Annotated in this window: 11 protein-coding genes; 9 read left to right on the forward strand and 2 right to left on the reverse strand. The window is 52.3% G+C overall.

The window, feature by feature from the left end; translation table 11 throughout:
• Positions 1 to 62: 62 nt before the first annotated feature.
• Positions 63 to 251: a hypothetical protein gene (locus tag QN359_RS18565; RefSeq protein WP_322249753.1), complete on the forward strand. Its 189-nt coding sequence runs from the start codon at positions 63 to 65 to the stop codon at positions 249 to 251.
• Between the two features lie 251 nt (positions 252 to 502).
• Positions 503 to 1,867: an MFS transporter gene (locus QN359_RS18570; RefSeq protein WP_322249751.1), complete on the forward strand. Its 1,365-nt coding sequence runs from the start codon at positions 503 to 505 to the stop codon at positions 1,865 to 1,867.
• Positions 1,868 to 1,879: 12 nt separating this feature from the next.
• Here QN359_RS18570 and QN359_RS18575 read toward each other — a convergent pair whose 3' ends face one another.
• Positions 1,880 to 2,779: a helix-turn-helix domain-containing protein gene (locus QN359_RS18575; protein WP_322249750.1), complete on the reverse strand. Its 900-nt coding sequence runs from the start codon at positions 2,777 to 2,779 to the stop codon at positions 1,880 to 1,882.
• A gap of 125 nt (positions 2,780 to 2,904) precedes the next feature.
• On the opposite strand from QN359_RS18575, the gene pobA reads away from it, so the two are divergent.
• From pobA to pssA, 7 genes are all read left to right on the forward strand, one after another.
• On the forward strand, positions 2,905 to 4,086 hold the full coding sequence (pobA, locus tag QN359_RS18580) for a 4-hydroxybenzoate 3-monooxygenase (protein ID WP_322249749.1): 1,182 nt from the start codon (positions 2,905 to 2,907) through the stop codon (positions 4,084 to 4,086).
• A gap of 177 nt (positions 4,087 to 4,263) precedes the next feature.
• Positions 4,264 to 5,010, forward strand: coding sequence for a bifunctional demethylmenaquinone methyltransferase/2-methoxy-6-polyprenyl-1,4-benzoquinol methylase UbiE (ubiE, locus tag QN359_RS18585; RefSeq protein WP_322249748.1), 747 nt, complete (start codon positions 4,264 to 4,266; stop codon positions 5,008 to 5,010).
• 49 nt (positions 5,011 to 5,059) lie between these two features.
• Positions 5,060 to 5,974, forward strand: a complete 915-nt coding sequence (locus QN359_RS18590; protein WP_322249747.1) for a Tim44-like domain-containing protein — start codon at positions 5,060 to 5,062, stop codon at positions 5,972 to 5,974.
• A gap of 124 nt (positions 5,975 to 6,098) precedes the next feature.
• Entirely contained in the window at positions 6,099 to 6,665 is a 567-nt protein-coding gene (locus QN359_RS18595) for a ubiquinone biosynthesis accessory factor UbiJ (RefSeq protein WP_322249746.1), read from the forward strand.
• Entirely contained in the window at positions 6,662 to 8,215 is a 1,554-nt protein-coding gene (gene ubiB, locus QN359_RS18600) for a ubiquinone biosynthesis regulatory protein kinase UbiB (RefSeq protein WP_322249745.1), read from the forward strand. The genes QN359_RS18595 and ubiB overlap by 4 nt, the downstream gene beginning before the upstream one ends.
• A 15-nt stretch (positions 8,216 to 8,230) precedes the next feature.
• The gene (locus QN359_RS18605; RefSeq protein ID WP_322249744.1) at positions 8,231 to 8,836 is read left to right on the forward strand and encodes a methyltransferase; all 606 of its coding nucleotides are present in this window, start codon (positions 8,231 to 8,233) and stop codon (positions 8,834 to 8,836) included.
• 24 nt (positions 8,837 to 8,860) lie between these two features.
• Entirely contained in the window at positions 8,861 to 10,213 is a 1,353-nt protein-coding gene (gene pssA / locus QN359_RS18610; RefSeq protein ID WP_322249743.1) for a CDP-diacylglycerol--serine O-phosphatidyltransferase, read from the forward strand.
• A gap of 12 nt (positions 10,214 to 10,225) precedes the next feature.
• Here the strand turns inward: pssA and QN359_RS18615 are convergent, their stop codons facing one another.
• Entirely contained in the window at positions 10,226 to 11,026 is an 801-nt protein-coding gene (locus QN359_RS18615; protein WP_323493607.1) for a substrate-binding periplasmic protein, read from the reverse strand.
• Positions 11,027 to 11,202 lie beyond the last annotated feature (176 nt).

The following is an 11,202-nucleotide window of genomic DNA, read 5'->3' on the forward strand; positions in this document are numbered from 1 at the left end:
GAGGACGTATATCAAGAACTGAAACTGGCGGCATAAAAATTTACTTTTAGGCGACAACTAGCTTGAAAAACTCCGCCCTCGGCGTAACGGTGCGTAAAACCATCGATACCCTCATTGCTACGCGTTGCATCGAAGATTGCTGCCGCTTACTCTACATTGATAGAGACTTTGAGCCCTTCGTGATGCACTTAGGCTTGCGTCCGGCCCTGATTGCCACGCACATCAACGAATCCCCCGTACCCTACGGGTGAGTGAGTCGGCCTTGCGCACGTCGCCCACGGTCGGCAGTATGCTCAAGCCAGCGAATATGGCCCTGCCTACTATGCCATTTTGATATAGCTGCTAGTGTTTGAAGCAGCTTCTCTATTTTTTCTCCGCGAACCATAATGGCTTCCATGTCAAGCTCCCTACTTTGAGCACACTTCCGTGTTCGCACCCGGTCAATAGCTTGGTCGATACAATAAAAAGCATTACAAAAAATTACAATAAACAGAGACAAATAATGAGCAAAGAACGCCAGATTGATGTTCAGGTATTTCTGAACGAGCACCCATTTTCACGCTATCAGTGGCTGATTTTCAGCCTCTGTTTTTTTATTGTATTGCTCGATGGCTTTGATACTGCCGCCATCGGTTATATCGCACCTTCACTGATCAAGGAGTGGGGGGTGTCAAGGCTCGCTCTGGCACCGGTACTGAGTGCGGCCTTGTTCGGTCTGGCTGCCGGGGCACTCTCGGCCGGGCCACTGGCGGATCGCTTGGGGCGCAAGTTGGTGCTGGTCGTGTCGGTCTCCCTGTTTGCAGTCGCTTGCCTGGGATCGGCGTTTGCCGGCGATTTGTCACAACTGGTCGTGCTGCGTTTTATCACTGGCATAGGTTTGGGCGCGGCTATGCCGAATGCTGTTACCTTGATGAGTGAGTATTGTCCTGATCAGCGCCGCGGCGTGCTGACCAATGCCATGTTTTCCGGCTTTCCTTTGGGGGCAGCGTTTGGTGGATTTCTTGCCGCCTGGATCATTCCAATATGGGGATGGCGTGGCGTGTTGGTACTTGGTGGCGGCGTACCATTGGTGCTGGTGATCTTGTTAATAGTGTTTTTGCCTGAGTCGTTACGGTATATGGTGAGCCGTTCTCAGCCAATTGAGCGGATTCGCGCCGTAATGAGCCGTATCTCGGCAAGTGCGCATGATGCAGGCGGATTTTTCCTGACTGAAGTCAAGCCATCCACGGCCGGTAAAAACGGTTTAGGCGTCGTGCTTTCCCGTCCCTATGCAATCGGTTCCTTCATGTTGTGGCTGACGTATTTTATGGGGCTGGTCATTTTTTATGCCTTGATCAATTGGATGCCGATTTTGTTTAAAGATGCCGGTATCGCAGCAAAAGATGCGACCTTAATTTCAGCCCTGTTTCCATTGGGTGGCGTTGGGGCGATTTTCTTTGGCTGGTTGATGGATAGATTCAATGGCAACCGCATCATTGCCATTGGTTATGCATTGACCGCCTTGGCTATTTTCTCCATTGGTCAGGTAGCCGGCAATGTCGGTCTGTTAGTCGTGGTGGTCTTTCTCGCCGGTGCCATCATGAATACCGCGCAGTCATCGATGCCGGCCTTGGCTGCCAGTTATTATCCAACGCCAGGTCGTGCCACAGGTGTTGCGTGGATGCTTGGAATTGGCCGCTTTGGTGGCATTGCAGGATCCTTTTTAGTTGCTGAACTGGCGCGGCGTCAACTCAGTTTGCCCATCATTTTTTCCATTCTCGCCATTCCAGGCTTGATTGCGGCGATCGCTTTGTTGATCAAACAGTTCGTTCACCCGGAAATATCGGCGGCGGTAAAAATTGATTCAAAACAGGTTTTGGCGCACTGATATTGCGCTGTCCTAATTATTTTGCTCGAACAAAGTAGCCGCCTGCTTTCTGAAGTCCATCGGTGACATGTCCATATTGCGTTTGAAGAAACGTGTGAAGTAAGCCGGGTCGGCAAAGCCTAAGGCATAAGACATGATGCTGATGGACATACTGGTATAGACCAGATGACGCTTTGCTTCCAGCAGAATGCGATTATGGATCAGGTGTAAAGCCGATTTTCCTGTATTTTGGCGGCAAATGACATTCAGGTGTGCGGCAGTAATGCCTATCTTTTTGGCGTAATAGTTCACCAGATGCTGGGTGGAATATTCTGCTTCGATCAACCGCCCGAAATAGCCGAGATGCTTGCTGCTCTTTTCATTTTCCTGAGCAGTCGTCGGCGCGCTTGAAGGCGAGTTTCTGCTAACCCAGATCAAGATCGTCGTCAGCAAAGCTTCGATGAGCAAGTTACGATGTGGCGCATGGTGTTGGTATTCATATGCCAGCGCCTTCAGTGCCATGCTGGTGCGGGTGCTTTCCTCATCATCCAATAGCGTATGGATGCCAGGGTGCCTGAACGTGCTTAACTCGCCGCCCATTTTTTTTATTAATTCTATGATGATCGGGTAGGCAATCGTAACAACATGTCCTAGTGCATTTTGATCAAACTTAAATCCATGAATGCACATTTGTGGTACCAACAAAATTTGACCTGGATGCATGGTGTGATGTTGTTCGTCCAATTGTATGTGGGCATGACCAGCCTGCAGATAGAGGAGTTGAAATAAGCCGTTGTGCAGATGGGACTTAATCTGCCAATTATGCAATTCGCTGCGTGCGGCAATCGATTCAACATGAAGCAAATCCGGGCTGGGCCAAAGCTCATTCTCGCCATAAAGATCATACACAGGGATGGGGTTTACTGTATTCATGGCAAGTGTAAGAAATAATCAAGAATACGCTAAATGTACAATTTAAAAGAGTAAAAGTCCATTCCTGAAAAGTTGTTTTCCGGCGAACATCTGGTCTCATACCAAGATAATCAGGAGACAAAAAAATGAAAACACAAGTAGCAATTATCGGTGCCGGACCGTCCGGTTTACTGCTCGGGCAGTTACTGCATCTGCAAGGAATCGATACAGTGATTCTTGAAGCAAAATCACCTGAATATGTGCTCGGACGCATACGCGCTGGGGTACTCGAGCAGGGCTTCGTCGATTTGCTCAGAGAGGCAAAAGCTGGGGCACGCATGGATAGGGAAGGTCACGTCCATGAAGGCTTCAGCATTGCCTTTGCCGGCCAGCAGAAACGTATCGATCTGAAGTCCTTGACTGCTGGGAAAACGGTGATGGTATACGGGCAGACCGAAGTGACCCGAGATTTGATGGAGGCCCGCAAGGCTGCTGGTGGCATCACTATTTATGAGGCTGAAAATGTTGAACTACATGATTTTTATTCCGAGCGACCGCGCGTCAGCTTCCAAAAAAATGGTGAATTGATTGAACTGGAATGCGACTATATCGCTGGCTGCGATGGCTTTCACGGTGTTTCACGCAAGTCCGCGCCGAAGGAAGAAATAAAAACCTACGAACGGGTGTATCCGTTTAGCTGGCTGGGCGTGCTTGCTCGCACCCCACCGGTCTCGGAAGAGTTGATCTACGCCTGCCACGAGCGTGGCTTTGCACTCTGCAGCATGCGTTCGGACACGCTCAGCCGCTACTATGTGCAATGCGCCTTGGATGAAAATATTGATGAATGGTCTGATGAGCGTTTCTGGAACGAACTCAAAGCGCGTCTGCCACAGGATGTGGCCGAGCGGCTGGTCACCGGCCCCTCAATCGAAAAGAGTATTGCTCCCTTGCGCAGTTTTGTGACTGAGCCGATGAAATTCGGGCGCATGTTTCTGGTCGGAGATGCCGCCCATATTGTGCCGCCTACCGGTGCCAAGGGACTCAATCTTGCCTCAAGTGATGTGTCTACGCTGTATCATGCATTACGTAAAACCTATCATGAAGCTCGTAGCGATTTGCTGGAAAAATATTCCGAAATCTGTTTGCGCAGAATCTGGAAGGCAGAACGTTTCTCTTGGTGGATGACCTCGGTTTTGCATCAATTTGACGCTGACCCATTCAGCGAGCGGATGCAGCAAGCCGAGCTGGCCTACTACACGGGTTCCTTGGCGGGTTTGACGACGATCGCAGAAAATTACGTGGGATTGCCCTACGAACCGATAGAATGAGCGGGAAATAGAGTGATCGATAGGGAGGCGCCGATTAAATTCGCGTCTTGCCAGCCGCTTTTTGCCAACCTCCATCGCCACTGTTAACATCACTTTTATCGGCGGTGGTTGGCGTAGAGCTGGCTACTTAGGCTACAATCGCTCTGTCCATTGCGCATCCCCAAGGTGAAGAACAGTATGAACGAGCAAGTCAGTAAATCCACCCACTTCGGCTATGCCACCGTCGATGAAGAACAGAAAGTGCATAAGGTTGCCGAAGTGTTTCATTCGGTGGCGGCCAAGTATGACATCATGAATGATGTCATGTCGGGCGGTTTGCACCGGATCTGGAAAATGTTCACGATTGCCAATGCGGCCGTGCGGCCTGGTTACAAAGTGCTCGATATCGCTGGCGGTACCGGCGATTTGACCAAAGAATTCGTCAAGCAAGCCGGTCCTTCCGGTGAAGTGTGGCACACCGATATTAATGAATCGATGCTGCGGGTAGGGCGCGATCGGCTCTTGAATAAAGCCTTGATCACCCCCACCTTGCTTTGTGATGCAGAGAAGTTACCATTTCCCGACAATTATTTCGACAGGGTGACGGTAGCCTTCGGTTTACGCAATATGACGCACAAGGATGTGGCGCTGGCAGAGATGCAGCGTGTGCTCAAGCCTGGTGGTAAGTTGCTGGTACTTGAGTTTTCCAAAGTGCCGGAATTGTTGCAAAAGCCGTATGATTTTTATTCTTTCAAGATTTTGCCGTGGATGGGGCAGAAAATTGCCGGAGATGAAGCCAGTTACCGCTATTTGGCGGAATCGATACGCATGCACCCGGACCAAGAAACGCTCAAAGCGATGATGGAAGCGGCTGGCCTGGAACAGGTGAAGTATTTCAACCTGACTGCAGGTGTGGCGGCCCTGCACACTGGAATCAAACTTTAAGCAGTAATCAAATAAGCAGCAATTGCGCAGCAAACAAGGAGCGATGGAAATGAAGAAGATACTACTGATGATGGTGATGTTGGCCAGTACACTGGTCATGACGATCAGCGATGCCGATGCCAAACGTATGGGTGGTGGCGGTTCTATTGGTCGTCAATCGAACAATGTCTCGCGCCAAGCGCCACCGGCTAATCCTGGTACGGCCAATCAAGCGCGTCCGGCTGCTGCACCGGCAGCCGCGCCGGCGCCGGCTGCCTTGCCACCGAAGCCAGCCAGTCCTTGGAAGGGTATCGTCGGCGGTTTGATCGGTGGTGCTTTAATCGGTGCCGCCTTGTCGCATTTCGGCTTAGGTGGCGCTGTCGCTGGTATGCTCGGCTCTTTGCTGACCTTCGCTCTCATTGGTTTGGCGATCTTTTTCGTCATCCGTCTGTTCCGTAAGAACAGCGCTTCGTCTGGCAGTACTGGCTATGCCCAACCGGCCTATGCCGGTATGGCAACTTCGAATACGCCGGAAATCGGTTCCCGTATCGAACCGCAACCGGCTTGGCAAAGCGCCGCACCAGTTGCTGCTAATGCTGCTACCTGGAGTGTTCCGGCTGATTTCGATGTGCCGGCCTTCTTGCGCAGCGCAAAAACTTATTTCATCCGCTTGCAAGCGGCATGGGATAAAGCCGATATCAATGATTTGCGTGAATTCACCAGTGCGGAAATGTATGCCGAACTCAAGCTCGAAATTCAAGAGCGCGGTGCCACTGCCAATGTCACCGATGTCGTGCACATCGATGCCGAATTGCTGGGCATAGAAACTGTCGGTAATGATCATCTGGCCAGTGTCAAGTTCACCGGCATGATCAAAGAATCGCAAAATGCGCCGGCCGAGGCCTTTGCCGAAGTCTGGAATCTGAGCAAACCGGCCAATGGGCAAGGCGGCTGGGTGTTGGCAGGGATACAGCAGCTGTCCTAAGCTGCAGAAATTGCCGCTGTGCTGATGCAGATCGAATCTTCTCATCAACATAAGCTGTTAAACTTGGAACCGCCCGCTCGATTGCCGGGCGGTTTTTTTATGATCGCAGGTTTTTCTTATCGATATGCTCTCACCTTTCATCAATCATTTACTCGCACAAGAAAACTGGGCCAGCGAACAGTTGCAAGCCCATGCAGGGAAAGTCGTCTGTATTGATGCGCAAGCTGTCCGTTTCTGCCTTCGGGTCCGGCCCGACGGTCTGTTCGAAGCGGCAGCGGAACCGGTGACGGCGACAGTGACGATACGGCTGCGCTTGAGCGACTTGCCTTTGATGCTGAGCCAGCGTGAACGGGCATTTTCCTACGTCAATATCGAAGGCGATGCCGATTTTGCCAATATGCTGTCGCGTTTGAGCCAGAATCTGCGCTGGGATGCCGAGGCTGATTTGAGTAAGCTCATCGGCGACGTGGCGGCGGTGCGACTGGTCGCCGGGGCGAAAACAGCGGCATCCGATTGGTTCGAAGCACAGCAAAAATTACACGAAAATATCGCCGAATACTTTCTCGAAGAAAATCCCCTGCTGGTTCGTCCGGCCCGGGTTGCCAGCAATGGTGCCCTTATCAATAAAACCCGTGACGATGTTGAACGCCTGACCAAGCGCATCGAAAAACTGGAAAGGATGTCTCGATGAGCTTTAAATTTCTGCGTTTACTCAAAATCATACGCATTACTCTGCAGTATGGGATCGATGAAATCGTTATTTCCGGTTTGCGTGTGCCGCGGACGGCGCGCCTGATCAAACAGATTTTATTCTGGCGCGACTTGTCGGCACCGCGTGGTGAACGCTTGCGCAAAGCCTTAGAAGACCTCGGCCCGATTTTCGTCAAGCTCGGCCAAGTCTTGTCGACGCGACGCGATTTGATGCCGCCCGACATAGTCGATGAGTTAGCCAGATTGCAAGATCGCGTGCCCTCATTCGATCCCGACTTGGCCATTGCCCAGATCGTTAAATCGCTCGGTGCGCATCCGGATCAATTATTTGCCAGTTTTGAACGGATCCCGGTAGCTTCTGCGTCGATTGCTCAGGTTCATTTCGCTACGCTCAAGGATGGGCGCGAAGTGGCGGTCAAGGTTTTGCGTCCAGGCATGAAGGACACGATAGATAAAGACGTTGCTCTGATGCAGGTGGCGGCCGGTTGGCTGGAAACCTTGTGGGCTGATGGTAAACGTTTAAAGGCACGTGAAGTGGTCGGCGAATTCGATAAGTATTTGCATGATGAACTCGATTTGATGCGCGAAGCCGCCAATGGCAGCCAGTTGCGGCGCAATTTCCAAGATTCCGAGCTCTTGCTGGTACCGGAAATGCATTGGGATTACTGTTCTTCTTCAGTTATCGTGATGGAGCGCATGAACGGTATTCCGATTTCGCAAATCGACCGTCTGCGCCAGGCCGGAGTCGATTTGGCCAAGCTCTCGCGTGACGGTGTGACGATTTTCTTCACGCAGATTTTCCGCGATGGCTTCTTTCATGCCGATATGCACCCAGGTAATATTTTGGTCTCCACCGATGCCGCTACCTTCGGCCGCTATATCGCGCTCGATTTCGGCATCGTCGGCACGCTCAATGATTTCGACAAAGATTATCTGTCGCAAAATTTCCTGGCATTTTTCCGACGCGATTATAAACGCGTGGCGGAAGCCCATATCGAATCGGGTTGGGCACCGAAAGATACCCGCGTCGATGAGCTCGAAGCCGCCGTGCGTGCCTGCTGCGAACCGATTTTTGATCGACCGCTGAAAGATATTTCGTTTGGACAAGTGCTGTTACGCCTGTTTCAAACTTCGCGTCGTTTCAATGTTGAAGTCCAACCGCAACTGGTGCTGCTGCAAAAAACTCTGCTCAATATCGAAGGTTTGGGGCGTCAACTTGACCCTGATCTCGATCTGTGGAAAACCGCCAAGCCCTATCTCGAACGTTGGATGAATGAGCAGGTAGGCTGGCGTGGTTTGCTCGATAAGCTCAAGGCGGAAGCACCGCGCTACAGTCATATCTTTCCGCAATTACCGCGCTTAGCCCATCAAGCCTTGACGCGTGCCGGCGAGGCGCATGCCAGTGATGGCATGTTGCAAGCCTTGTTGACCGAACAGCGCCGTACCAACACCTTATTGCGCGTGATTGTATATTTCGGCGGCGGTTTGTTTGCCGGTGTCGTGGCGGTTCAATGTTTTCTCAATTTCTGATGGCCGGTGCAGCCTATGCCTGAGTTGATACACCGCGACCCGCTGCGAGCTGATTTTTGGGATGAGCGCTTCGAGCGCCAGTTCATGCCTTGGGACAGAGGCGGGGTGCCGCAGGATTTACGCGATTTCGTCAATGCCGCCAGCACGCCGTGCAGCACCCTGATACCGGGCTGCGGCCATGCCTATGAAGCGGCATTTTTTTTGGCAGCCGGCTGGCCCGTGACGGCCATCGATTTTTCCGCGGCCGCCGTGGCTACTGCGCGCGCCTTACTGGGCACCGACGGCCACTGTGTGCAGCAGGCCGACTTTTTTACTTATCAAAGTGCAAGCCCGCTGCAACTGATTTACGAACGGGCGTTTTTTTGTGCTTTGCCGCCATCTTTGCGTAGCGCCATCGTGGCGCGGTGGGCTGCGCTGCTGGCACCGGGGGCATTGCTGGCGGGGTATTTTTTCATCACTGAGCACGGCAGTCTGAAAGGCCCGCCATTTGCCATTGCCTGTACCGATTGGCAAGCGCTGATGGCAGCAGACTTTGTTTTGCTCGAAGATAAGGCCGTTGCCGACTCCATAACGGTGTTTGCCGGTCAAGAACGCTGGCAAGTTTGGCAGCGCCGCAACTAAATTCCCTACCACCACGGTTAAACGATGAGTCTGTCTCTTGCTGCCCAACGCCTGCGCAGATTAAGTGCGCTGCCCTTGCGTGCCGATGCGATCCGTACCTTGTTGAGTGCGGCAGATTACCGGCGCGAATTGCTCTCGCAAATCGCCGCTGCCAAACAGCGCATCTGTTTGTGCAGCCTGTATTTACAGGATGATGAGGCCGGTGCCGACATCATGGCTGCGTTGTATGCCGCCAAGGCGGCCCGACCGACTCTCGATATCATGGTGTTGGTCGATTGGCACCGCGCGCGGCGCGGTTTGATCGGCGCGGCCAAAACCAATGAGCCGCTCGGAAATGCCGCTTGGTATGTGCGCCTCAGCGCGGCCCATGCGGCCGCGATCCCAATTTACGGCGTGCCGGTGCAGACCAGTGAGTTGTTTGGCGTCATGCATCTCAAAGGTAGTGTCATCGATGACAGCGTGCTCTACAGCGGTGCCGGCATCAATAATGTCTATTTGCATCAATTTGAGCGCTATCGGCATGACCGTTATCTGCTGCTCGAGCATGCGGCATTAGCGACGAGTATGATTGATTTTGTTCGTGCGCAATTGTTATCGGCGGCGGCGGTACGTCGTTTGGATTTGGCCGAAGAGCCGGCCAGTGGCAGTCAAATTCGTAGCTTACGCGCCAGTTTGAAACGCGCCAGTTATCAGTTTCAGCCACAGAATGAAGCCAGCCGCAACGCGGCAAGCCTGAGTGTGACACCCATCGTTGGGGTTGGTAAAAACAACCGCCTCAATCGCGTGATTTGTGACTTGCTTGCCGCCAGTACCGAGCGTATCACTTTGTTGACACCGTATTTCAATTTTCCCGCCGTGGTCGATAAAGAAATCCGCCGGGCCTTCAAGCGTGGGGTGATCATCGATCTCATCGTCGGCGACAAAACGGCGAATGATTTTTTCATCGCACCCGAGCAGCCATTCAAGGTGATTGCTGCCCTGCCATATTTATATGAAGTGAATTTACGGCGCTTTGCCAAAAGCCATCAGGCTGAAATAACTAGCGGGCAATGTAATCTGTTTCTTTGGAAAGATGGCAACAATAGCTTTCATCTGAAAGGCATCGATTGCGATGGCGTGTATACCTTGTTGACCGGGAATAATCTTAATCCGCGCGCGTTTCGTCTCGATTTGGAAAATGCCTTGCTCATTCATGACCCGCAGAAACTCTTGCAGGCACAGCGGCATACTGAGTTCGAGTCGATCTTGCAGCATGCCCAGCGCCTGAGTAATTATCAAGAGCTGCAAAAATTACCCGATTATCCGGCCCCGGTGCGGCGCTTGCTCAATCGGCTTACCCGAGTGCGGCTCGATCGCCTCGCTTGTCGCGTACTGTAAACCCCAGCGTGCTCATGGGGCATCGATGCGCAGCAGTGCCATCGGCACGCTTTCATTGGGCAGCCATTTTTGATAAATTTTGGCGAAACTGCCATCTTTTTTCAAGCTGCGCAGCGCTTCCTCCCAAGCCTTGATGGTGGCGGCCGAGGTTTGTTGTGAAAACGCCAGAAACAATTCCAAGCTCTCCAGAGTGCTTACTTTCTCCACCTCATCGCGCTGGCGGCCGATATCGTTGAGTACGGATGGCACCACGAAGCTGCCCTCCACCCACAAATCGAAACGTTTGGCAAACAGCATATTGGCAACGATTTGCGGTGTCGGGGCCTGTTCGATATCAGAAAAACCATGCCGCCGTGCCGTGTCGGCGAAAATACTGGCGCGGTAAGCGCCGACCTTTAATTTTTGCATGCCAGCACCAAGAGCGCGCAAACGTGCGGCATGGCCTTTACGGGTCCAGAGTGCGGTGCTGGAGACGGCGATAGGGCCTAGCAAGGTCATCAGTTTTTCACGTTCGTCCGAGCGTCCCACGGTAAACAGCAGGGTATTCGGTTCTTCGAGCAAAGTTTTATAGCCGCGTGCCCAAGGGACGACTTGTATGATGGCATCGGCACCGGCCGCTTTGCTGATGCGTTTTTGCAGCGCTCGTACCACTTCGACCGCCATGCCATCGACTTGTTGATCGTTGCCGAAACTGATAGGCGGCCAGTCTTCCGTGAGAATTTGCAAATTCTGCGCCGCTGCCAAGCTGCATGCCAGCAGCAGACCGGCACAGCACAGGGCAAATTGGCAAACTAGTCGGTAAGTTGTTGGCATCGGCATCGGCGGTTTGATTTATTGAATATTAGCAATAAGCATCAATTTACCTGATCTGCCGCGCATGCGTTAGTTGTATCGACGCACACAACTGGCACTGTATAGTGGATCCACATATCCGGACAACAGTTTAAACTAGTGTCTGTCGAAAAGAGACGAGGCAGACCATGAGTGAA

The sequence above is a fragment of the Undibacterium sp. 5I2 genome, from assembly GCF_035019605.1.
GTDB lineage: Bacteria > Pseudomonadota > Gammaproteobacteria > Burkholderiales > Burkholderiaceae_D > Undibacterium.